Here is a 21,612-nt window from a genome sequence, read left to right as displayed (position 1 = left end):
GCAACCAGGCCCCCGCCAAGGGACCCGACCGCGACCGAGCGCTTGTACGGACGGAGCCCCGAGCGCCGAACGGCCTGCCAAAGCCGCTGGAACCCGGGGTGACGCTGATGGCTCAACAGAGGCCCCCTGCCAAAGGGGCTCTTGGAGAGCCGGGGTGGCCCGCTTGCCAAAGCGGACCGGGTGCCCGCCTGCCAAGGCGGGGTTGTGCAGTGATGCAGCAGGGAAAACAGATCCAGCTCGATGAGCTGGAGCCCAGAACCGGCGCCAACCGGGACTGGGCGGCCGACCTGATGGTCGGCGCGAAGGGCCGCGCGAGGCCGGAGCGGATTGCAGTCCACTCATTTGGCGCGCGCGGCCGGTGGCGGCTACGTCACCCCGACCCCCTCAAACTCGAAGGTGGAGTCGGCGTACCCGAAATCGGGAGCGAGGTCAGTCCTCACGCGAACCTCCCTGGGCGACTGTCGGGTGCTTCTTGGCCAGCCCGCGGAGGAACTCCGCGTACTTCAGGCGGTTGCTGCGGTGGGGCTGCGTACGGCCGGCTTCCCATCCGACGATGGCGAGACGCTTGACGCCGATGGCCTCGGCGACTTCCTCCTGAGTGAGGTTCGCGGCGATGCGCAGCTGCCGACGAATGTGCGGCGGGGGCAGCGTGTCGGCATCCACTAGGGCATCGTCTCGACGCAGCGGATCCGACATAGCACCCTCCATCTCACCTGATGTTCTCTGAAAACATACACCAAGTGATCTCGTTTCGGGAAGCAGCCGCAGCGCGAACCCAGCTCCGCCACCAGCCGGGTAAGGTCCGTGTCCGTGATCCGCCTCGCGTTCTTCGACCTGGACAACACACTGGTTGACCGGCGGGCGGCGCTCAGCGACGTCCTGACCGCCCTGTGCCGCTCCCGCGGGCTCTCCCCAGAAGCCGACCAGTGGCTGCGCACCGAGCTGGCCGACCGCGCGACCGTCGAGGACTTCGCCCGGCTGCGCGACACTTTCAGTCTGGATGTGCCGGCCGCGGACCTGTGGCAGGAGTACGTCGACCTCATGGCGGCCACCGTCACCTGCCGTCCCGACGTCCTCGAGGGCCTGGCCCGCCTGCGCGCGGCCGGATGGACGATCGGCGTCGTCACCAACGGGGCCGGCGACATCCAGCGCGCCAAACTGTCCGCGACCGGTCTCGCCGATCTGGTCGACGGCGTCGCCGTCTCGGGCGACCTGGAGATCCGCAAGCCAGACCCGGCCCTCTTCGAACTCGCGGCCTCCCGCTGCGGAGTAAGCCTCGCGGACGGCGGCTGGATGGTCGGTGACAATGCGGCTGGGGACATCGGCGGCGGCCACCAAGCTGGCCTGCGCACCATCTGGCTGCGCGGCCGCCCCTGGCCCGCCGGCCTCCCCGCCGCTCACCACGTCGTCGACGACGTCACCGACGCCATCACCATCCTGCTCACCGAGACGGAGTAGCACCGTGGACCAGCCGACCATCGGCATTCTCCACCCCGGCAGCATGGGCGCCGCCGTCGCCGCCTGCGCTGCGACCAACGCGGCCGCGGTCCTGTGGTGCGAGATCGGACGCAGCCCCGCGTCCGCAGGACGTGCCGCTCGGTTCGGCCTGACCCCCGTGGCCACGCTCTCCGACCTGCTGGACCGCAGCGACATCGTCATCAGCCTCTGCCCGCCGGCCGCAGCCGAGGACCTGGCCCGCGATGTCGCCAAGCACCGCTTCACCGGGGTGTACGTGGAAGCGAACGCCATCAATCCCGAGCGCGTGCAGCGGATCGCCGAGCTGCTCGAACCTGGCGCGACGGTCGTGGACGGCGGAGTTGTTGGCTCCCCGCCGGTCGGCGGGAAGGCCCCGACCCTGTACTTGTCCGGCCCGGCCGGCGCGACCGCGCGCATCGAGGCGCTGTTCGCGGGCACCGCTGTCCGGACCGCGGTGCTGGGCACGGCGGTCGGGAAGGCGTCCGCACTGAAGCTCGCGTACGCGAGCTTCCAGAAAACGTCGCGGGTGCTGGTGGCGCTCGCGGTCGGGATGGCGCGCGAGCACGGCGTCGACCAGGAGCTCATCGAGGTCGCCTCCCGGCGCACCGATTCGTACCTGTCCGAGCCGCAGTACGTCGCCAAGACCGCCGCGCGCGCCTGGCGCTGGGGCCCGGAGCTGGAGGAAGCCGCCGACGCACTCGCGGCCGCCGGCCTTCCGCCGGAGATGCTGCGCGTGGCCGCGGCCACGCTGGCACGGTGGAACGACGCCAAGGACGGCGAGCTCACGCTCACCGACGCCCTGGACCGACTCGCCCAGCCGTAGCCCGCGCTCATGCCGGTGCCGCTCCCGCCCGCTGCACCAGCAACTGGTCGATGAGCCGCGCCGCGTCCTGCGGCGCCGACGCCGTGGTGTCCACCGTCAGGTCCCAGACCATGCCCGGGGGTTCGTCCAGGTCCGCTCGGGTCGCGTCCCACGCCGCCAGGCGCGCCGCGGTGTCGCTGTCGCCGCGCCCCGCCGACCGCTGCTCGGTCACCTCGCGCGGGCACCACAGCAACACCACCGACCAGTCGGCCGGGTAACCGTCGACCAGCGCTCGGATGCCATCGACCTGCCCGAGGTGCACCACCGGCACCCCGGCCGCGAACGCCGCGTCCAGGCCAGGCTTGTCGATGATGTACGTGTTGCCGTACCGGGAGTTCGCGTAGAGGACATCGCCTGCGGCCTCCAGCTCGTGCAGCTGCTCCGGTGTACCCATCCGGTAGCCGGTGGCCTTACCCGTCCCCACCTTGAGCCGCGCGAACTGCGCGTACTTGGGGTCGAGGTCGATGAGCGCGGTGGTGACGGTGTCCTTGCCCGAGGCTGGCGGGCCGTACAGGATCACGCCCTGCTTCGGGTTCACGAATGCCTCGCCCCCATCGCCTGCCGGGCCTGGTCCGCGAGCGTCACCGCGGTGCCCAGCCGGTTGTCCACCACCAGATGCGGCACCGCCGGGCGCAGGTCCAGGTCGATCGTGGCCATGTACTCGTCCCACCGCTGGAGCTTCCACGCGTCTCTGGCTGCAGACCTGAATCCGATGTACTCGCGCATCGACTCTTCGTCGCAACGCACCCACACGGGGAAGACGTCGACCCCCATCGAGCCAGCCCGGTTGGTCAGGCGCTGCATCCAGGCCGGGTCGGTCATCTCGGCAATGAACGGCGCGGTGAGCACGGTGGAGATGCCGCACTTGATGTTGGCCATGGCCGACTGCATCAGGCAGTCGTACTCCACCGGCCGGACCTGCTCGCGGTAGAGGTCGGTGTGCCGGTCGTTCGCGTCGCCGCCCAGCGCGACTAGAAGGCGTTCCACGAGCGGGCGGGTGAGCGGATCCTTGTCGAGCAGCGGCCAGCCGGTGAGCTGGACGAAGAAACGGGCGAGCTCGGTCTTGCCGCTGCCGGCGAAGCCGCCGACCAGGATGAGCACCGGACGGTGGGGGTCGCCGCCGGTGTGCCGGCGTTTCCACGCGTCGATGATCCGCTGCTGCAGGTCGAAGTGGTCGGCCTCGTCCGAGCCCGGCGCGATGCGGTGAATAGCGCGCTCAACAGCCAGGACGTGTGATCCGTTGAGGCGGTCGTCCAGCGGCGTGAGCTTGAAGGAGGATTCCTCCCCGGGCAGGGCCGTACGGAACCCCAAGTCAGGTTCGGTGGCCCGGTAGAGGAGGCAGTAGGCCCGCCGGTAGTGGGGGCCGGGGAAGACCTCGCCCTGCTCGTGCTGCCACAAGGTCTGCGGATTCGCGGCGGGGATGCCTTTGAGTTTCGCCTGCTCGGCAACCGCTCGAAGGCGTTCGCCGGCCTTCTCCAGGGTCAGGCCGTGAGCCTCGCGCTGCTCCCGGAGACGGTCCGGCCTCCACCCTGCTCGCTGCTTCCCCACCCTCTGCCCCTCCGTCATCGTCATGGCCGCGAGCCTAGAGCTCGGGCTCCAAATCCCATGTGTACGTGGATGTTGAAAACCCGTGAACGAGAGTGTGCACGGGTCTCGATAAGCCGTCGTGATGTTCGACTCCGCCTAGCCCGGCTGTGATTGGGAGCACACGACAGCCAGGGGGCCAAACGTGGTGACTCAAGAGCTACTCGCTACTCACCTGCCACATGCCGGGGCGGTAGACGTCCTCCCAGACCTCGATGGGACCTGTCTCGTCCCGGAAGACGCTGCGAAGCACAAGGACGGGGACTGCGACGTCGTCGGGGACTTCGATCCCGAACTTCCGCAGCTCCTCACCAGAGGCGAGACGAGCTCCGCGTTTCTCCGGGTCTGCACTGATCTCGACGCCCGTACGCTCGGTGTAGATCTCCTGCCAGAAACGGGGCATTCGCTCGTCACGCAGGAGCTCCGGCACGACGTTCACTGCACGGAGCTGGATGATGGAGAGGGCCACCACAGTTGGTTTCCCATTACGCGTGAAGGTCCGTCCACGCATCAGGATCTCGTCGCAGAGCTCGATATCCAGCAAGTTGGCGATCTCTGCGTCTACACAGGATCGCAGCGCCACAACGTGATCCTGCGAGGCTTCTCGCGGCCCGTAGGACCGACCGGTTCGCTTCAGTCGGTTCAGACGGCTAACCCCGCTCACAGCACTTTGTGGGATCGCGTCCTGCGGCTGGACTCGGGTGCCATGGCCGCGGGAACTGACCACGAGGCCCTCGGCCTCCAGGGCTTTGTAGGCCGCATGGACCGTAGTGATCGATCCCTTGCCCTGAGCCACGAGCTCTCTGATGTGGGGCAGATATTCGCCCGGCGCATACACACCGTCAGCGATCTGCTGTGCCAGCTCATCGGCAATGCGCTGCCATTTCGGAGGCATGGGTCCTCCTCTCCTGTTGTCTCCTGACTTCAGTCAATCACAGTTTCGGAACTGTTGACAGTACTGGAACTGTGATGCATAGTTCTGGAACTGCGACCGACTCAACCTGCCAGTCGCTCCGCACCGCCGCAGTAGTCGCCACTTCGGTGGCCCCGTGAGTCTGAGGCAACTAACTCCTCTCGGGTCCGTGACCTCTGCGTGCACCGTCGCAGCGCGAATGCGCTGTCAGTCCGTCAGGGCGCCCGGGACCGTACCGGTGTGGCCTGACAGGCCGAGAGAGCACCCGCGACGCAGCACCCGCCCCGCCTGTCCATGAGGAGATTTCCCATGTCCACAGCCCTCCGCGAGGTCGAGACTGTGAGCCGCGAGCGCAAGCGCCGGACGCGGTCCCGCACGATCAGCCACCTCGACCCCCTCGTCGTCTCCACCCTGCAGCCGCACGAGTACGACCTCGACCCCGCCTGCATCTCGCTGGTCTGCCCAAGCTGCCGGACCTGGGTCCCGATCCGCGTCGCCGCGACGAAGCGGGCCACCGCCAAACTGGTCCCGCACCACACGGAGACCGCCGGCACCGAGGACCCGGTCCGCTGCCCCGGCAGCCACCGCCTGGTCGTCATCAATGTCGACACCGAGAAGTGGCGCCACCGCCTCGAAGAGGGCGTGGCGGAAACCAACGGCCGACGCTCCGACCGCGTGGCGCGCAAACCGCAGGCCCAGCCCACCCCGGCCGTCATGCAGATTCTCGCCGACACAGTGGACGACAAGGCAGCGCGCAAGCTGGACGAAGCCCACCTCCGGGGCTGCTCCGCCTGCTCCGTCAGGGACGACAAGGGCCGGATCCTCCGCGCCGCAGATGTCGCGTCCCGGTGCACGGACGGCCGCCGTCTCGCCCAGCTCGCCGCGCACACCAAGCGCCTCGCCCCCGCCCGCCGCAAGGCACAACTGGACCGCGAGGACTGGCACGACCGCTGGGCGTGGGGGATGCGCCTGCTGCACGAGCAGCAGTGGACCCTGCACGCCAAGCAGGTGGGCGACGCCGATCTCCAGCGGGTCGACGACGCCCTGACCGCGCTCATCCAGACGCTCAACCCCCACAAGGCCGACGCGCCACAGCTCACCGACTGGGAGCGCGCCGACCTCATGAGCGCGATCACGCTCCTGGCAACGCAGAAGGAGCAGCTCGCACGGCGCCGCCGGTAGCCCCGGCCATCTGCTCAAACAGCCCAACTCAAACCCTCAGGCCTCTTGGCATGGGGGTTCATCACGCTGCCCGCAACCACCCACCACGATGGAAGGACCCGCCCGTGACGCTCACCCGGCTCTCCCCCACCGCCGCCCGCCTCGCCCGCCGCCCCGTGCTCCAGGCCGCCGTCGACGCCGGCGCCCGCTGCGCCGACCGATACCGCGACCTGTTCGACCGCAACTCCCGCTCGTCGCCCGTGACTTGGGCGGTGCAGCAAGCGGCCGCACGGCAGATCTGCGCCGAGTGCCCGGTCCGTCCGGCATGCGAGGAGCTTGCGCTGCGGGACGGCACCGGCGACCGGTCGAGCGACGGCCTGGTCCGCGGCGGCCGTACCGGCCAGGAGCTGGCCATCATCCGGGAGATCCGCCAGCCCGGCCGCCTCGCCGCCGCCGCCGCGGCCGACTGGCAGCACCTCCTGGTGCTCACCGCCGCGGCCCGGTCCGACCAGGCCCGCGACTGCACCGTCGACACGACCTGGTCCACGGCGGCCTGACCGTCCTGTGCTGCACGTCGTCCCCAGCCCTTCGGGGCTGGTGTCGGCGTGGGGCCACAGGACCCCACCGCGCGCCGCCCCCGAAAAAGGGGCGGGCCCCCGACACGGCGCTGCACACGCCATATGTGCCGGGGGCCAGCACGGACCAGCGATCTCATGGAGATGATCCGCATGAGCATTATGGCAACTCGCCCGCGTGCCGGGTGGTACGAGGACCGGGAGCAGGAGGACAACGACCTCGGCCCCATGCCCGACGAGACCGAGTTCCACCGGCTCGTCCAGCGCTTTGTCGCCGACGGCGACGACCGGGCCCAGACGGCCGGCCGTCGCGCCCGTCGGCCCCTGGCCGAGATGGCCCCGGGCTATGTGCGTCAGCCGGTGCTGGTCCTGCACCGGCCGGCGATGAACGACGCCTGCCCGCTGTGCCACCGGTGGACCTGCGACCCCAGCAACTGCCCGCCCAGCTTCGCGCCCGCTCCGGCGTCCGCGGCCCCCGCTCGGACGGCGGTGGCCCGATGAGCAGCTGCGGACACCCGCCGCGCCTGGTGACGGAGAATCACGTGGGTGCCGATGGCACGCCGTATCAGACCGTGAGGCACGAGCCCTGCCAGTGCGGCGGCGGCAAGAAGTAACCACCAGTGCATCACATACGAGCCGCCCGGGCCGCTCAGCACCTCGCGGCCCGGGCCCTCACCATCCACGGCCTGGCCCACCCCCTCACCCTCGCCCTGCTCGCGGCCGCCACTACGGCGGCCGCCCGGGCATGGGACGCCGGTCACGCCGTCGCCGAGATTCACCCGGCCACTGCCCGAGAGGCGCCATCCCGCATGTCCACCCACCAGGCAGGCCGCCGTGGCTGACGACCTGCACGTCCGCTACATGCACGCCCACCGCGCCTGGCGCACCCATCACCGGGGCTGCGAGCCCTGTCAGTCCGGGCAGCACTGCCCGGACGGAGCCCCGCTGTATCGGCGGTTCGCCGGCCTCCAGGACGCCTACCTCCGCCAGCTGCGCTCGCGCGGCTCCGGACCGCGCCGTCCGTGACACGGGACCGATTACGAAGTCGTGGCCCACCCCACGATCCTTTCCCCGGCCGGCTGCCCGCCCGACGGGCAGCCGGCCTTTCACGAACCCCCGCTCCGGGCACAGACCCGACCCGTCCCGATCTGAAGGAGACAAATGAACACCAGTTCTTCCTTTTCCGTGGCCGAGGTGGCCGCGCCGGTTACGTACCGGTGCGACGACTACGTCCTCTACCGCGACCCCGAGCGATTCTGGCTCGGCAAGCCGGGCCACACGGTGGTCTGCCGGGTCGACGGGGTCATCCCCTACAGCAGCGGCGAGATCCGCTACACCCTGGCCCGCCTGGACAGCACCGGCGGGCTGATCAAGCAGGCCCGCGCCCCGTACATGCGGCTGCTGCCGCCGGCCGACGCGATGCGTGACATCGACATCGCCCCCCTCGGCACGGCCACGGACGCGGCCGACATGACCCCGGCCGCCGTCGCCTGGCTCACCGCGCAGACCGCCACCGTCTCCCGGCGGCCGGAGCTTCCCCGCCCCTGACGGGCTGCCAGTTGCCCGATCCGTCCGGTCCGGCCGCCGAGCCCTGGCGGCCGGACCGGACGGTGAGGGGAGCCCGGACGGCCCGGACGACCACCAAAGACCAGGAGGACCCGATCATGATCAGCCTTTACGACGTAACGCAGCTCGCCGAGCAGGCCGCCGCCTACCACCACCCCCACTTCCAGGGCGTGGCCAAGACCGAGTACAACAGCGTCTCCTTCACCTTCGCCGCGTTCACCGGGCTGGAGCAGGAGCCCGTCCTGCCCCGCGAGGTACGGACCGACTCCCGCCTGACCAGCGCCGCCTGCGACCTGCTGGAGGAGGAGTACCGCGAGGCCCGCAGCCTCTGGTACGACGCCGGGTACGTCCGCGCGCTCGCCGACCTCCGCCCCGCCGCCACCCAGGCCTGGGGCACTTTCGACCAGGCCCGCCCGCAGCTGGACGAGGCCTTCGCCGCCCTGGCCACCACCGACGACACCCACTGGCACGCCGCGGTGTCCAGGCTGGTCACCGCGCAGGACCAGGCGCTGAAGGCCGCACGGGCCTGGGACGAGCAGGCCGCGGCCCTCGTCGAGGTCAACGAGAAGTTCCTGTACAGCGACCTCTCCCGCCGGGACGCGTACGCGCGGGCCGGTCTCGATACCACCGGCTGGGTGGTCGGTGACTCCTACGACTACCGGGGCTACGGCGAAAGGCCGCTCGTCCGGCAGACGTCCGCCGTGATCACACAGCAGCGCGAGCACCTGCAGACCGTCGCCTCGCTCACCGGTGACCGTGCCCGGTCCTGACCCAGCCCGTACACCGTCCGGCATCAGAAGGAGTGGATCCATGGAACACGAAGAACCGCTGCAGGAGCGGGTCCTGACCAGAGGCCAGGGGGTGGTGCTGGGGGCCGCGGCCGTCCCGATGCTCGTCGTCGGCGGTATCGGGGCGGCGGGCACCTACGCGAACATGAAGTCGCATTTCTCCGCGTCCGCGACGGCGCTCGGGGTCGTCGCGGCCGGTGAGGGCGCCACGCTCATCCTGGCCCTCGTCCTGGTGGGCCTGACCCTGCTGGGGCAGTCCTCGCCCGTGGCGGTGAGGCTCGGGCTGTGGGCGCTGCCCGCGGTGGCCTCGGCGACCGGAGCCGCTGTCGCGGGGAACCGGACGGAGACCGTCGTCTACTCGGTTACCCCGATGGCGATGTGCGTGGCCGCGGAGGGCCTCGGCCTCCTGGCCCGGCGGATCGTGATCTACCGGACCCGCATCGACATGGAGGCGCGGCGCCGCAACGCCGAGACGATGCAGAAGCTCGCCGTGGCGCGGGCGCTGGCCGCGAACCACCCGTTGAAGTGGGCGCGGAAGCGGGCGGAGCTCAGGTCGTGGCGGCTGGCCCGGAAGGTCGGCGTCGGTGACGAGGGCCTCGGCACGGGCCTGGTGACGGTGCAGCGCGACCGGATGACGCAGGGCGCGGACACGGCGCTCGCCGCGATGTTCGCCCCGGCCCTCACCCCGTCAGGGGCACCGGCACTCGCCGCTTCCGTCACGCCCGCCCTCGAACCGGGGGCGCCCGACGCACCGGCCGTGACGCAGTCCGTGACGGACGGGACCAGCCGTCACACCGGCGACACAGCCCCGGCGGGAACCGTCACGGGCACAGTCACGCAGGTGAGCCCGGAAACGGGCAACGATCCGTCGCGGGGCGGGGAAACCGTCATGCCCCTGCCCCGTCACACCGTCACGGCCACCGACACGGAGGGTGTGACGGAAACCGTCACGGATCGCGCCGGGGGGACCGTCACGGACGAGACCGTCACGGGTGAGCAGTACACCGTGACGCTGGAGGACCTCGCGGCCGTCGCGGGTGTCCCGGTCCCCGTCCCGGGTGAGCGCCTGACCGACACGCAGCTCGCGGTCGTGCTGCGCCACCTCCGCTACCGCGAGGACCCGCCCCTGTCCTACCGCCAGGCCGTGGCCGGCTTCCGCGCCGCCGGATTCGTCGGCAGCGAGGAGCGGATCCGCAGAGTCTGGGGCGAGCTGATGTCGTCCGAGGAGACCGACGCCCCGGTCGCCGAGGAGACCGTGGACCACGAGCGCGCGGACGAGGAAGACGAAGAGGAGGAGGCCGGTTCCCGGCCCTGACCCGTATCACCCCGGCACCACCAGTGATGGCCAGCCCGGCACCCCGCCGGACTGGCCGTCGCTGCGACTGCCGGACCCACGTACCACGCAGTCGACAGGCGGCAGCCCCTGGTCGAGCAGACCCGGCGAGCGACCCCGGCGAGCGGAGCCACGCGCTTCGCAGACCCGGACGAGCAGACCCGGCGAGCACCCGGAGGAGCCCCGCCCCCCCCTGCCGGAAGCCGCTCCCGGCCCGCTTTCCACGGCCCGGCCAGGAGCGGCCCCATCACCCCCAACACCACGTCAGGAGTGGAATCACCATGGCCCTTTTCGGCCTGATCGGCAACGACCGTGACCTTGCCCAGCAGTACAGCGGCGAGTCCGCGAGTGAGAAGGCGGCCCGCAAACGCCGCGAATCCCACCGCCGCAGCGTCGCGAAGGCGGACCGGCAGGGCCAGGCGTGGGAGGACGCCGAGCGCTCCCGTCAGGACCGCGGCGGCTGGTGGCGCACCCGCTGACCACCCGGCCCCACCCCTCCCGCACACCCCGAGGGGCCGCTGTACCGACACCCGGTACGGCGGCCCTCAAGGCCTCAACTCTGGAGAACCCGTGCTGCTCGTCTGTCTGAACGTTTGCCGTCCCCGTCGTCTGCGTCACCTGCGGCGCCTGGCGGAGACCCCGGTCACGGCTACCCGCCTGCCCGGCCGCCCTCTGCCCGCCCCGCTGGCCGCCGCGGTTCCGCAGCGGCTGCCCGACGGGTTCCGGCCCGCCACCTCCCCCACTCCCGCGCCCACCGGCCCGGCCGTCGCCGACGCGGACGAGTTGGCCGTGCGTGCCTGGCTCCACCACGACCAGCACGGCCACACCAACACCGACATCAGTACCGATGCGGAGGCTCGGCGATGACCGACACCACTCACGGACAGCCGATCGAGCCGAGCGACGTCCAGCTCTCCGGGGAACGCACCGACCGGGCAACACCCCCTCCGCCCCCGCCCCCTGCCGGGCCGCCGACGCCGCCGTCCGCGAGTGTGCCGGACCCGTTCCTGCCGCCGCCCTGGCGTACCACCCCGCCCCCGGCCGGACCTCCTGCTGGGCCCCCTGCCGCTCCCCTGGCCAGGCCTCCGGCCGCTCCTCCGCCGCCCCGTGGTGGCGGTGGTGTGGCGGTGGCTGACCTGGCGCCCGCGCCCACCGTGCACCATCACCACTACTACCCCGCCCAGCCCGCACAAAAGCGGCCGCCGCGGTTCAGCGTCTCCCGGCTCAGCCCTCTGCGAAACGGCACCGCCCTGGTTGCCGGCCTGGTCCTGCTTCCGGTGACCGGGAAGGTCCTGCACGTGTTCGGGGACGAGCCCGGGGTGCTGATGGCGGCCCTGGCCGTCGCCGGACTCCTGGAGCTGCGCAGCAATCCGTACAACCGCCTCCGGTCCTGGTTGGTGAGGGTCCTGACCTGCAACATCGTTGCGTCGTGTTTCGTCACCCCGGCCGGTCTGTACCTCCTGGGCTACCTCTTCACCGGGGTGTGGTCATGACCGGTACGTACGCCCTGGCCCTGACCATCATGGGTGTCTCGGGGGCACTGGCCGTGGTCCTTCTGTGCGGGTGGCCGGCCGTGGCGAGGCTCTTCCGGGCCACCTGGGAGGCCGCTGTGCTCGGCTTTGTGCTCGGCTGCAGCGCCCTGCTCGGCATGGCGCTCAGCTTCGGCACCGGGGGCCTGCTCGGGCGCCTGGACAACCTCACGGCGTCCAACACCGCGATGGTGCTGCCGTGAGCGTGACGCCCGCTCAGCTGTCTCTCGGCGGTCTCGCCCTGGCGGCCGCGGTCCTGGTGGTCACCCTCGTGCGGTGGTGGCGCAACGGCCACGAGGCACCGTCGGCGGCCGCCATCACGGGCGGTCTGCTGATCGGCCTGCTCAGCGCCCTGTGCTCGGGCGGCCTGCTCGGCTGGGCCGCCCGCCACACGGTCACCAGTGTCACCAATCCGCTCGGCAACGCGGTCTCGGGCAAGGACAGCAGCTGGCTGCTGCCCCAGACCGCGCCGTCCGGCATGAGCCCCGGCGGCGCCGTCGCCACGACCCTGCTCCTGGCCGTCCTCGTACTCGTCTGGCGCTGCTGCGACAACCATCTGCGGGCCCAGATCGCGGCCGGTGCGCTGGTCGGTTCGGCGGCCGGGCTGATCGGTGCGGTGTCCGGCCTGGCCGCCCTCACCCTCATCCCGGCCGTCAACCGCCTCGGCGACCAGATCACCGCCGCCCTGCCCTTCCAGTAACTCCCGTTCCTTTCTCCCCTTTCACGTGGCCTGGAGGTCACCCATGAGCATTCCCACTGGCGCGCTGACGATCGGCGGGCTTCTCGTCGGTCTTGCGATTCCGACCTGGCACGTCTCGAAATTCGTGATCGCCCACGCCAAGAACCCCGGCGGCATGTTCAAGGACGTCAAGGAACTGGTCCCGCTGGCCGCGGGCATCAGCTACGGCGGCCTGGCCACCGCCACCACCAGCGGTTTGATCGGCTTCACGACCGGCCTGTTCACCTGGCTCGGCAACGGCGTTGGAAGCCTGGCGATGTGGGGTGCGACCGGTGGCGAGACCACCCTCGCAGCCCGCAGCAACGCCGTCCATCTGACCGGCATGGGCAACCTCGTCCTGCTGCTGATCACCGTGGCGATTCTCGGCGCCTGGGGAGCCATCCCGAAGGAGGTCAAGCCGCACATGGGCCAGGGCATCTTCGCCGGGATTCTCCTCGGCCTGTCCGCGACCCTCGGCGGATGGTTCGCCGAGATCGTCATCCCGGCCGTCAACGCCGGCGGCGCCTCCCTGGTCGGCTCCATCGCCTGACCCGGAATCCCCCTTTTTTTGCCCGGACGCCATCGGCCGCCCACGCCCCGCCCCGCACCCGGCACCTCTGCCGGGTGCGGCCGTGGTGCGCGGACGGCCGTCACCGCCCGGACCCGCCCACCACACCCTCGACGGAGGAACCCCCTTGTCCACGCTGCCCGACCCCATCGTCATCGACCTCGAACAGGAGGGAGAGTTCCTCACCGACGACGAGCCCGGCCCCGTCCGGGACGACGCCCCGACCACCGACGCCGATGACGGCGACGCGGATGGTTCCGGCCCGGGCGTCGCGTCCCGCCTGGCCACCGGCCTGCTCGCCCTGGCCCGCTGCGAGACCACCGCCATCCGTACCGGTGCCCGGGTCCTCGCATCCGAGCGTGCCGCCTGGCTGAACGCCAGCGGCGAAACCTCGGCCCACCTGCGTGCCGGCCTCCTCAACAGCCGTTACAGCGCCTGGGTTTCCAGCCGGGAGGCCGAGACGAAGAGCCTGGAGGAGAAGGCGGCGGGGCTGGCCAAGCAGGCCGACAGCCTCGACCGCCAGGCCGGGCAGCTGCTCACCGGCGCTGCGGCCGACCCGGAGGGCACCGGTGAGCAGGCTGCTTCCCTGCGCAAGCAGGCCGCCTCCCTGCGGAAGGAAGCAGCTGGGTGGCGGAAGCAGGCCCAGGAGGCCTCTCAGAGGCCCTACACGGGCCATCTGGAGCCCGCGGAGGGGGACTTGAGGCGTCACCGCCACCGGACCGCCAGACGCCGCTGGGCGGCCACCGCGGCCCTCGGCCTGGCCGTCGGATGGGCCGAGATCCGTATCGGCGGCGCCCTGCTGCCCGCCCTCACTGCGTCCGGCATCCTGACCACCGCCTGGGCCAAGGGCCGCTTCCCCGGCTGGCGCCGCGAACTGCCCGAAGTACCCCTGCTCGCCTACGAACTCACCACCGGCCACCCCGCCGAGAACGGCACGGTGCCGCAGGCCGGCACCGACACCACCGGCATGCAGAACCCGGGCGGCGGGGCCGGTCTGTTCCCGGGAGACACCGGAAAACCGTTCCCGATCCACGACGCGACCGCCCCCGGCCTGGCGGCCGAGTGCGTCCGGCGGGCCCTGCTCGCCGAACGCGTCCCGCTCGCGGAGGTCACCAGCACCGTCCCGTACTCGTGGGGATGGGAATCGGTGGTCAGGGTGGCCGAAGGCACCCCGGGCACCATCGCCGACAAGATGGGCGATCTGGAGACCCGGTTCGACGTCGGCGACGGCGACGTGATCCTCCAGCCCAACCGTAAACGCACCGCCGAAGCCCTCCTGCGCGTGGTCACCGGCGACCTGTTCGGCGAGATGAAACCGCCCCCCTACCGGGCACCGCACTCGGTCGACATCACCCAGGCCGGGACCTTCGGGATGAGCGCGGACGGGGCCGCCCTGTCCTTCTGCCTCGCCGAGCTGATGGGCGAGATCATCGCCCGCTCCGGCGGCGGAAAGTCCACCATCATGCGAGCCCTGCTCGACTGGACCACCGCCGCCCACAACGCCGTCACCCTGTTCCTGGACCCTTCCGGCGACGGCCCCGGCCAGTTCACCGACACGATCAAGCTCAACGCCACAGGCCCCATCCAGATCGAGTTCATCCTGCTCTCGCTCTACCGGCTCGCCGCCGGCCGCGCCCGCATCCGCCGCAAACTCGGCATGGGCGACACCTGGAAATGCACCCGCGAGCACCCGGCCGTCATCGTCTTCATCGACGAGTTCCCCAAGCTCACCAAGCGCAGCAAACAGATCATCGCCGAGCTCATGCTCGTCGGCCGCAAGGAAGGCGTCTGGATCGTCTTCGCCGCCCAGGGAGCCACCAGGGAACTGCTCGGCAGCAACATCGCCCAGCACCCCGCTCTCAAGATCATGGGGGCATGCCGGGACGTCGACACCACCGGCGCCCTGGGCGGCGGCGCAGCCGACTTCGGCTACCTCCCCCACCGGCTCCGCCCGAAGTCGGGCCAGGAACTCAACCACGTCGCGCAGACCTACATCGTCGGGGCACCGGGCCTGTCCGAGGACCCGATGCTCCACAAATGGCACTACATCCCCGACGACGAGGGCGGACGACGAGCCGCCGAACGGGCGGCCGCAGGCCTCATCGACATCGACCAGGCGTCCATCGACGCCGCACTCAAGGCGCCGGACCCGCCCGGCCTGAAGTTCGCCGACGAAGAGGAGGAATACCTCCACTACGTGCCGTGGCCCGATCTCCTGGCAATGGTCGCCGACCCCGACGACGAGGAAGAACCCAGCCCCAAGGACCGGACGGAACCGCCGCCGATCCTGCAGACCATCCACAACGCTTTCGTTCACGAAGGCAAACCACACTGTTTGTCGATGGACCAGCTCCACGACCATCTCCGCAAGGACGACCCGCAGCGGTGGGGGAAATGGGACGACCGCGACGACCGCAGCCGTCTGCGCGAGCTCGGCAAAACCCTCTCCCGCGCCCTGCGCGAAGCAGGCGTCGAGCTCGTCTCCGAGCGCATCGCCGAGCTCGACGGGCAACCGCGCGGCTACTACCTGGAAGCCGTCGAACAGGCCCTGGACGAGGCCGCCCAGAGCCACCAGCAGACCAGGAACTGATCAGATCCCGATCGGCATTCCATCGGCTGCCGATTGGCCCTGATCGGCGAAGCACCGCCAATCAGCGCCAATCGGCACCCGATCAGAAAACCAATCCTGACCTGTGAGAACCAATCAATCCAATCAACCGCCGCACACCCCCTCCCCCAGCCCTGCAGCACCCCCGGGGGCCACGTGAAGGGGGGAGCTGCAGCTGCCCCGAGCACAGGAGACCACCTCGTTGCGCCGCTACCTCTACCGCTGCCCGGTCTGCCGGACCACCAGCCCCCTCACCCACACCCCCGCCACCCTCGCCGCCGAGCGCGACCACCACCGCCACGCCCTCCACGCAGGCCACCACCCCGACGGAGAAAAGGCCGGCGAAGTCGACCGCCGCGGCCGCTGGTACGCCGACCTCGACCTCGTCGCCCGGCTCCACGCCCGCCTCACCGACACCTACGCAGACGTTCACGATCCGAAAGGAAGCGGCGCCCCGCTCTGGGCCCGCGGCCTCGCCTGGCTCACCCTCACCACCGGCGCAGCCGCCGCTCTGTGGACCACCACCGCACTGCTCCAGCCCTAACCACCACACCCGCCCACCCGCTGCCCGCCACACCACCGGCGGGCGGCGGACCCAGCCGATGGAGAAACCCGTGCCCCCCGCCCTGCCCGCGCCCGTGCCGTCGGCGGCCGGGGACGACGCCACCGCCGCCCGCTGGTGGCCCCTGGACGCGCTCCCCGACCTCGCGTTCGACCACGCCGACATCCTCGCGGCCGCCGCGGCCCGCTGACGTGACCGCCCGCCACCTGCGCGCTGCGCTGCTGCTCGCCGCCGCCGTCCCGCTCACCGCGGCGACGGCCGCCGCCGCGCTCAGGGCCGGCCACCTCAAGCTCTACGCGGACCGGCACCGCATCGAGATCACCGCCCAGCCCCGGCCGGACTGCCCGCGCTGCCACGGCGAGGACGGCTGGTGGACCAGCGGCGCCTTCCCCGAGATGGAGGCGTGCGGCTGCTGGTCCGACCGGAGCGAGATCCGCATCCGGCTCCTGCCCGTCCCGGCCCGGGACGAGCCGACCTTCTGAAACACCGCCGCCCCCGGCCGGACTCCGGCCGGGGGCGAAAGCGCACCACGGGGCGACCGCAGCATCGGCACGAGGCCAGCCGCCCCGCACACCCCACCCCGAACACCGAGATGAGGAGCAAACCCAGCATGACCAATCGCCTCCGCGCCATCGAGGGCCTCGCCCTGGCCGCCGCCCTGACCGCCGTCTTCGACGGAGTCCACAGCTTCGGGGACCACCCGTTTAACGCGGCACCTGCCGTGTCCGCCCACTCCTGCGTCTCGGTGGAGGCGACCCGATGACCATCATCGACCAGGCTGTCATCCTCGCTTCGTTCGGCGCGGTATGGGCCGTGCTCGCGGTCGGCCACAACCTCGCGGACCACGTGATCGGGCAGACCGACTACCAGGCCGGCCACAAGGCGGCTCCGTCGGCGGCCGAGGTCGCCGACGGAGCCAGCCCGAGGCGGGGTTGGGGCGCGTGTCTCGGTCACGTCGCCCAGTACCACGCGGTGATGGCCGTGATGCTGGCCCTGGTCTGGACCGTGCTCCCGCTCCAGATGTCGTGGACCGGCCTGGCGGCCGGGCTCGCCGTCTCGGTTGTGACCCACGCCTTCTTCGACCGTCGATGGCCAGTCCGCTGGCTCCTGGAGCACATCGGCTCCAAGGGGTTCGCCGAGCTCAAGGCCGCCGGGATGAACGGCATGTACTTGACCGATCAGGCCCTGCACCAGACCGCGCTCCTCGTGGCAGCCCTGCTGATCACCCGGCTGTAGAGGGGGGCGAAGTGAGACACGTCAACAAAGCAGCGACAAAGTTCGTGCAGAACTCGCACGACGCCTCGACCAAGGGCATGCACGGCTCCCACTTGGTCTACAAGAACGACGGCTCCCCGGTGGAGGAGAACCCCTGGCGCACCGGGAAGGAGGGCCGCACCTGCACCGCCAGCGCGTACGGCCGCCGCTCGGTGAGCCGACACGTCGCCTCCTACTCGGCCGTGCAGCTCGCCTCCACCCTCGCCGTCACCCGCACCGTCGGATACCGCGTCCCCGCCAGCGCCCTGCTCACCGGCGCCGCGATCAACGCGATCACCCACGGAATCCTGGACAGGTGCGCCCCGCTCCTCTGGCTCGCCGAGAAGGCGGGCAAGTCCGGCTACATCAAGCACGCCACCGTCGTACGCAAGCAGGGCGGCGAGGGCACCGCGTACTCCGAGCCGGTGCAGGACGTCTCGGGGCCCGGCACGGCGCTGATGGAGCTGGACGTTCTCTGCACCAAGGCCAGGAACCAGGGGCGGCAGGTTCTACGGGGTGGGCGTGGCCGTAGGGCCGTGGACTTCCCGGACGACAGCTGTGCCACCGATGGTCCGGTCTTCGTGCATGGTGATCGTTTGGCCGGGCTGGAGGTGCCGCCACTGCGAGGGGTCGAGGGGTGCAAGTCGCACCGAGGAACGCTCGCCGGGCCCCAAGGTGGGGGTGAACTCGACCCACAGGCGTGCGATGTTGAGGGCCGCCTCACCGGTTGGTGTTCGATTTCCGATATTCCACATCGGCCGCAGAACACCGGCTCCGGAGAAGGGAGTCTGCCGTCGGCTCTCGCTGGCCGACCGAAGAGTGAGGTCGGCGCGGATGATCCCGTTGCGGGTTTCGTAGCAGCGCCAGTGGCACCAGGCCGCGCTTCTCTCCAGCCGCATCTGCTCGGCGGCCGTGGCGAGGCTTTCCCAGAAGTCGAGTGGAAGCGGGTGGACGTCGCCAAGTTCCTCCAGGAGCCCGAGGGCCACCTCCCACTCGTCGTGGGCGAGGTAGTCCCAGACGTCGTTGATCGTGATGTCGTTCTCGGTGGCGATCTCTGCGGGGACCAGCAGGGAGGCGGCTTCCAGCAGCTTGGGGACATCCATGCCCTGATTCTGGACCACGGCGTCCTGGCTGCGGCTGGGGGTGCCCGATGATGACGATCGAACAGCTCGCGACGGTGGCGATGTTCGGCTCGACCTGGGCCGTGCTGGCAGTCGGCCACAACCTGGCGGACCACGTCTTCGGCCAGAGTGACCACCAGGCCGCGAACAAGGGGGCGCCGACGGCGGAGGACCTGGCCGCCGGGGCGAGCCCGCGGCGGGGCTGGGGAGCGTGCCTGACCCACGTCGGCCAGTACCACCTGGTCATGGCCGCGCTTCTCGCTGTGGTGTGGTTGGTCCTCCCACTGCCGTTCACCGCGACCGGGCTGGCGGCCGGGTTTGCCTGGTCGGCGGCGACCCATGCCGTGCTGGACCGGCGTTGGCCGGTGCGCTGGCTGTTGCAGCACACCGGCTCGCCGGTGTTCGCCGATCTCCGGTCGGCTGGGCTCAATGGGCTGTATTTGGCTGATCAGGCTCTGCGTTCCGGGGCACTGCTGATCTCCGCGCTGCTGATCACCCGGCTGTGATCGGGCCCGGCTGATGCGGAATCGCAGGCATTCCGAGCGAGACCGTGCCGGTGCGTTCGAAGCGCCGGGCCTGCTCTCGCTTGCCTCGCAGGAAGGTGAGGGTGAGGTCGAGCCCCTCGATCTCACCCCGCCAGCCCTCAGCGACGGCCCGCTTGCGCCGGGCGAGGAGGTCCTCCTCGATCTCGTCGAGGCGGGGCAGCATCTTGGGGTTGACGCTGAGCATCGGGCAGCGGATGCAGGCTTCTCTGAACTTCGCCTCGCCACTGAACTGCGTCGGGTCGAGCGGTCAATCTGTAACGCCCTCGAGTGGAAGGTGGTCTCGGTAGTACTCCGACTCCAGCCACTCCTCCTTCACGAAGAGCGGGCGTGCGAGTCGCGCTTCTCCGACCCGCTGGTCACGTAGGAGAATCCCGAGATCGGTCAGGGCAAGCGACCCGTCAGAGGTGAAGAGGATCCAGTTCCCATGCTCCGCGGCGTGGTCCAGAAGGAACTGTTGGCCTTGTCCTGGATGGCTCCCTGCCAGCGGGAAACCAGCTAGGAAGACCTGCGGACCAATGACCGCGTCGAGTGCGACGCATGCAAGTGTGCCCTCGTCGTAGAACGCTTTCATCCCGCCAGGAAAGTTCTCCTGGCCGTAGTCGCCCCCAACCCGTGCCTGTGGCTCGGAAACGAGCAGTGCCTGCGCGACCTCGGCTGGAGACATTCCAAAGCGCAGTGGCCCCACGCCGACGTCGGGCTGCATCTCCCAACGTTCCCGTTCCTCATCTGCGGTCATCAATCCACCCTCAACTTTGATCGTCCGGTGTCTGTCGAGGTTGACCGGGCGCTCCGCAGTACTGGGGACGGGAGGTCAACAGAGCCGCTGCCTGTGTGCCGGTCGATCTGTGCGAGCTTATCCTCGGCGCCGGCCAGGCTGACGCGAAGCCCCTCGACCTCACCGAGCCAGCCTTCGTGCTCGGCTTCGGCGATACGGGCAATTAGGTTGTCGCAGATGTCGATCAGCCGTCCCCGTTGGTCTGGGTCGGGGCGAAGGAGCGCGCATCTGACACAAGCTTCTCTGAACTTGGAGGCTGGGCGTCCCAGAGCCTCTGATCTGCAGCTCTCTGTAACCGGATTGGTGATGCCAGAGGAATCACAGCGTGCGTTCCGGAGAGCGAGAGCCGTTCCGCCTGTCGGCCCAGTACTGTGACTTCGCATGGCCGACACCGAGATTGAGATCACCGCCGACATGGTTCGCGACCTGCTGCAGGAGCAACATCCAGACCTTGCAGGGCTGGCCATCCGGGAGGTGGCGGGCGGCTGGGGCAACCAAATGTGGCGTCTCGGGGATGAGTTGGCTGTGCGGATGCAGCGCATGGATCCCACTCCGGAGCTCCAGCTGAAGGAGCGGCGGTGGCTACCGGTGCTGGCCCCGCGCTTGCCGCTCCCGGTGCCGCTCCCGGTGCGGTTCGGTGACCCGTCCGAGCGCTTTCCCAAGCACTGGACCGTGATGACGTGGGTTCCCGGCGAGCCGCTGGACCATGGCTCGATCAGCCGCGGCGCCCACGCGGCCGACACGCTGGCGGGCTTCCTCCGGGCGCTCCATGTGGAGGCGCCCGCTGAAGCGCCGATCTCTACGGACTTCGGCGCCCATCCCAGGAACTGCACGGACGGCTTCGAGAACTTCTTCCAGGCCGTTGTCCCCGACGACATCGCTGCTGACGTCCGGGCCGTTTGGGACGACGCCGTTGCGGCCGACGCGTGGGAGGGCCCGCCGGTGTGGGTGCATGGCGACCTCCATCCCGCGAACGTCGTCGTCTCGGACGGAACGCTCTCGGGCATCGTCGACTTCGGTGCCATGTTCGCCGGCGACCCGGCGTGGGACCTCGCCGCCGCATGGGTGCTGCTACCTGCGGGCATGGCCTCACGGTTCTTCGACATGTACGCGCATGCAGACGAGGCGGCGATCCGGCGCGCCCGTGGGCTGGCCGCGATGAAGAGTCTCTTCCTGATGCTCATGGGGCAGAACGGAGATCGGGGCCTTCCAGGCGGCAAGCCGCACTGGGGACCTGCAGGCCGGTCGGCACTTGACCGTGTTCTGAAGGGCGTTTGAGGCACGCCTCTTTAAACCTGTTCTCGATCTTGGTTGAGGGCCATGCGGCAGCCCACCTTCGTGGGTTCATCGGTCACCGCGCATGGTGGGGATGCCAAGGTCCACGGCCGTATGCTGCCCGTGGCCCCGATCGAGCTGGCTGAGCTTCTCCTCGGCGCCAGCCAGGCTGACCTGGAGACCCTCGACCTCGCCGAGCCAACCTTCCGTCTCGGCTTCGGCGATTCGGGCGCTCAAGTTGTCGCGGATCTCGGCAAGCCGTGCCCATTGGGCCGGGTCAGGTCGGAGGTGAAGTTTCCCCATGTGTCCGCGTACTCGTCTGAGTGCACCACCGAGTACGGAGTTATGTGCACCACTGGTCAGGCCACGTCGGTGTCCCGTTCGATGGCCTGGAGACGG

Annotated in this window: 32 protein-coding genes; 25 read left to right on the top strand and 7 right to left on the bottom strand. The window is 70.3% G+C overall.

The annotated features are described in order from the left end of the window. Window positions 1–429 precede the first annotated feature (429 nt). On the bottom strand, window positions 430–663 hold the full coding sequence (locus ACWCXX_RS35915; RefSeq protein WP_451134738.1) for a helix-turn-helix transcriptional regulator: 234 nt from the start codon (window positions 661–663) through the stop codon (window positions 430–432). A gap of 150 nt (window positions 664–813) precedes the next feature. Between ACWCXX_RS35915 and ACWCXX_RS35910 the strand changes: the two genes are divergently transcribed. Together ACWCXX_RS35910 and ACWCXX_RS35905 are read left to right on the top strand one after the other, a co-directional pair. After that, window positions 814–1,458 carry an HAD family hydrolase gene (locus ACWCXX_RS35910; protein WP_451134744.1) on the top strand — a complete coding sequence of 215 codons (645 nt, stop codon included), beginning with the start codon at window positions 814–816 and terminating at the stop codon, window positions 1,456–1,458. A gap of 4 nt (window positions 1,459–1,462) precedes the next feature. Then, entirely contained in the window at window positions 1,463–2,299 is an 837-nt protein-coding gene (locus ACWCXX_RS35905; protein ID WP_451134736.1) for a DUF1932 domain-containing protein, read from the top strand. A gap of 7 nt (window positions 2,300–2,306) precedes the next feature. On the opposite strand, the gene ACWCXX_RS35900 is transcribed toward ACWCXX_RS35905, so the two are convergent. The 3 genes from ACWCXX_RS35900 to ACWCXX_RS35890 all read right to left on the bottom strand — a co-directional run bounded on the left by ACWCXX_RS35900 (window position 2,307) and on the right by ACWCXX_RS35890 (window position 4,817). Further along, the gene (locus ACWCXX_RS35900) at window positions 2,307–2,876 is read right to left on the bottom strand and encodes a phosphotransferase-like protein (RefSeq protein ID WP_451134734.1); all 570 of its coding nucleotides are present in this window, start codon (window positions 2,874–2,876) and stop codon (window positions 2,307–2,309) included. Beyond that, on the bottom strand, window positions 2,873–3,910 hold the full coding sequence (locus tag ACWCXX_RS35895) for an AAA family ATPase (protein WP_451134732.1): 1,038 nt from the start codon (window positions 3,908–3,910) through the stop codon (window positions 2,873–2,875). The genes ACWCXX_RS35900 and ACWCXX_RS35895 overlap by 4 nt, the downstream gene beginning before the upstream one ends. A gap of 172 nt (window positions 3,911–4,082) precedes the next feature. Then, entirely contained in the window at window positions 4,083–4,817 is a 735-nt protein-coding gene (locus tag ACWCXX_RS35890; protein WP_451134730.1) for a GntR family transcriptional regulator, read from the bottom strand. A 327-nt stretch (window positions 4,818–5,144) separates the two neighbouring features. Here ACWCXX_RS35890 and ACWCXX_RS35885 point away from each other — a divergent pair, with 327 nt between their 5' ends. From ACWCXX_RS35885 to ACWCXX_RS35790, 20 genes are all read left to right on the top strand, one after another. Then, a complete protein-coding gene (locus ACWCXX_RS35885) occupies window positions 5,145–6,017 on the top strand; it encodes a hypothetical protein (protein ID WP_451134728.1) in 873 nt (290 codons plus the stop codon). A 104-nt stretch (window positions 6,018–6,121) separates the two neighbouring features. After that, the gene (locus ACWCXX_RS35880) at window positions 6,122–6,553 is read left to right on the top strand and encodes a WhiB family transcriptional regulator (RefSeq protein ID WP_451134726.1); all 432 of its coding nucleotides are present in this window, start codon (window positions 6,122–6,124) and stop codon (window positions 6,551–6,553) included. A 171-nt stretch (window positions 6,554–6,724) separates the two neighbouring features. Next, complete coding sequence (locus ACWCXX_RS35875) at window positions 6,725–7,072, top strand: hypothetical protein (RefSeq protein WP_451134724.1); 348 nt, start codon at window positions 6,725–6,727, stop codon at window positions 7,070–7,072. Window positions 7,073–7,191: 119 nt separating this feature from the next. After that, on the top strand, window positions 7,192–7,413 hold the full coding sequence (locus tag ACWCXX_RS35870) for a hypothetical protein (RefSeq protein ID WP_451134722.1): 222 nt from the start codon (window positions 7,192–7,194) through the stop codon (window positions 7,411–7,413). Further along, the gene (locus ACWCXX_RS35865; protein WP_451134720.1) at window positions 7,406–7,597 is read left to right on the top strand and encodes a hypothetical protein; all 192 of its coding nucleotides are present in this window, start codon (window positions 7,406–7,408) and stop codon (window positions 7,595–7,597) included. Before ACWCXX_RS35870 ends, ACWCXX_RS35865 begins: the two co-directional genes overlap by 8 nt. Before the next feature lie 135 nt (window positions 7,598–7,732). Continuing rightward, window positions 7,733–8,119, top strand: a complete 387-nt coding sequence (locus ACWCXX_RS35860) for a hypothetical protein (protein ID WP_451134718.1) — start codon at window positions 7,733–7,735, stop codon at window positions 8,117–8,119. A gap of 116 nt (window positions 8,120–8,235) precedes the next feature. Then, entirely contained in the window at window positions 8,236–8,907 is a 672-nt protein-coding gene (locus tag ACWCXX_RS35855) for a hypothetical protein (RefSeq protein WP_451134717.1), read from the top strand. A gap of 40 nt (window positions 8,908–8,947) precedes the next feature. Continuing rightward, window positions 8,948–10,240, top strand: a complete 1,293-nt coding sequence (locus ACWCXX_RS35850; RefSeq protein ID WP_451134715.1) for a hypothetical protein — start codon at window positions 8,948–8,950, stop codon at window positions 10,238–10,240. A gap of 299 nt (window positions 10,241–10,539) precedes the next feature. Beyond that, the gene (locus ACWCXX_RS35845) at window positions 10,540–10,737 is read left to right on the top strand and encodes a hypothetical protein (protein ID WP_451134713.1); all 198 of its coding nucleotides are present in this window, start codon (window positions 10,540–10,542) and stop codon (window positions 10,735–10,737) included. Window positions 10,738–10,828: 91 nt separating this feature from the next. Next, window positions 10,829–11,125 carry a hypothetical protein gene (locus tag ACWCXX_RS35840; RefSeq protein ID WP_451134711.1) on the top strand — a complete coding sequence of 99 codons (297 nt, stop codon included), beginning with the start codon at window positions 10,829–10,831 and terminating at the stop codon, window positions 11,123–11,125. Between the two features lie 260 nt (window positions 11,126–11,385). Next, entirely contained in the window at window positions 11,386–11,751 is a 366-nt protein-coding gene (locus tag ACWCXX_RS35835) for a hypothetical protein (protein ID WP_451134709.1), read from the top strand. Beyond that, window positions 11,748–11,990: a hypothetical protein gene (locus ACWCXX_RS35830; protein WP_451134707.1), complete on the top strand. Its 243-nt coding sequence runs from the start codon at window positions 11,748–11,750 to the stop codon at window positions 11,988–11,990. Before ACWCXX_RS35835 ends, ACWCXX_RS35830 begins: the two co-directional genes overlap by 4 nt. Then, window positions 11,987–12,487, top strand: coding sequence for a hypothetical protein (locus ACWCXX_RS35825; RefSeq protein ID WP_451134705.1), 501 nt, complete (start codon window positions 11,987–11,989; stop codon window positions 12,485–12,487). Before ACWCXX_RS35830 ends, ACWCXX_RS35825 begins: the two co-directional genes overlap by 4 nt. Before the next feature lie 43 nt (window positions 12,488–12,530). Further along, window positions 12,531–13,055 (top strand): hypothetical protein, encoded by a 525-nt coding sequence (locus tag ACWCXX_RS35820; protein ID WP_451134703.1) that lies wholly within the window; start codon window positions 12,531–12,533, stop codon window positions 13,053–13,055. Between the two features lie 145 nt (window positions 13,056–13,200). Beyond that, window positions 13,201–15,663: a hypothetical protein gene (locus tag ACWCXX_RS35815; protein ID WP_451134701.1), complete on the top strand. Its 2,463-nt coding sequence runs from the start codon at window positions 13,201–13,203 to the stop codon at window positions 15,661–15,663. A 220-nt stretch (window positions 15,664–15,883) separates the two neighbouring features. After that, window positions 15,884–16,225 (top strand): hypothetical protein, encoded by a 342-nt coding sequence (locus ACWCXX_RS35810; RefSeq protein ID WP_451134699.1) that lies wholly within the window; start codon window positions 15,884–15,886, stop codon window positions 16,223–16,225. A gap of 70 nt (window positions 16,226–16,295) precedes the next feature. Beyond that, a complete protein-coding gene (locus ACWCXX_RS35805) occupies window positions 16,296–16,433 on the top strand; it encodes a hypothetical protein (protein WP_451134697.1) in 138 nt (45 codons plus the stop codon). A 1-nt stretch (window position 16,434) separates the two neighbouring features. Further along, a complete protein-coding gene (locus ACWCXX_RS35800) occupies window positions 16,435–16,725 on the top strand; it encodes a hypothetical protein (protein ID WP_451134695.1) in 291 nt (96 codons plus the stop codon). 128 nt (window positions 16,726–16,853) lie between these two features. Continuing rightward, on the top strand, window positions 16,854–17,006 hold the full coding sequence (locus tag ACWCXX_RS35795) for a hypothetical protein (protein WP_451134693.1): 153 nt from the start codon (window positions 16,854–16,856) through the stop codon (window positions 17,004–17,006). Then, entirely contained in the window at window positions 17,003–17,479 is a 477-nt protein-coding gene (locus ACWCXX_RS35790; protein WP_451134691.1) for a DUF3307 domain-containing protein, read from the top strand. The genes ACWCXX_RS35795 and ACWCXX_RS35790 overlap by 4 nt, the downstream gene beginning before the upstream one ends. A 527-nt stretch (window positions 17,480–18,006) precedes the next feature. Here ACWCXX_RS35790 and ACWCXX_RS35785 read toward each other — a convergent pair. Next, on the bottom strand, window positions 18,007–18,600 hold the full coding sequence (locus ACWCXX_RS35785; RefSeq protein ID WP_451134689.1) for a hypothetical protein: 594 nt from the start codon (window positions 18,598–18,600) through the stop codon (window positions 18,007–18,009). A gap of 47 nt (window positions 18,601–18,647) precedes the next feature. Here ACWCXX_RS35785 and ACWCXX_RS35780 point away from each other — a divergent pair, with 47 nt between their 5' ends. Beyond that, complete coding sequence (locus ACWCXX_RS35780; RefSeq protein WP_451134687.1) at window positions 18,648–19,124, top strand: hypothetical protein; 477 nt, start codon at window positions 18,648–18,650, stop codon at window positions 19,122–19,124. Here the strand turns inward: ACWCXX_RS35780 and ACWCXX_RS35775 are convergent. Continuing rightward, a complete protein-coding gene (locus ACWCXX_RS35775) occupies window positions 19,111–19,347 on the bottom strand; it encodes a recombinase (protein ID WP_451134685.1) in 237 nt (78 codons plus the stop codon). The two genes, ACWCXX_RS35780 and ACWCXX_RS35775, sit on opposite strands and share 14 nt — an antisense overlap. Before the next feature lie 63 nt (window positions 19,348–19,410). Further along, complete coding sequence (locus tag ACWCXX_RS35770) at window positions 19,411–19,899, bottom strand: hypothetical protein (protein WP_451134683.1); 489 nt, start codon at window positions 19,897–19,899, stop codon at window positions 19,411–19,413. Between the two features lie 420 nt (window positions 19,900–20,319). On the opposite strand from ACWCXX_RS35770, the gene ACWCXX_RS35765 reads away from it, so the two are divergent. Continuing rightward, entirely contained in the window at window positions 20,320–21,216 is an 897-nt protein-coding gene (locus ACWCXX_RS35765) for an aminoglycoside phosphotransferase family protein (protein WP_451134681.1), read from the top strand. A gap of 42 nt (window positions 21,217–21,258) precedes the next feature. Further along, window positions 21,259–21,612: hypothetical protein (locus ACWCXX_RS35760; protein WP_451134679.1), on the top strand; the 354-nt coding region annotated here is incomplete at its 3' end.

This window comes from Streptomyces sp. NPDC001732, from assembly GCF_053596315.1.
The sequence above is the reverse complement of the archived record's forward strand: the minus strand, read 5'-3'. Positions and strand labels throughout refer to the sequence as shown.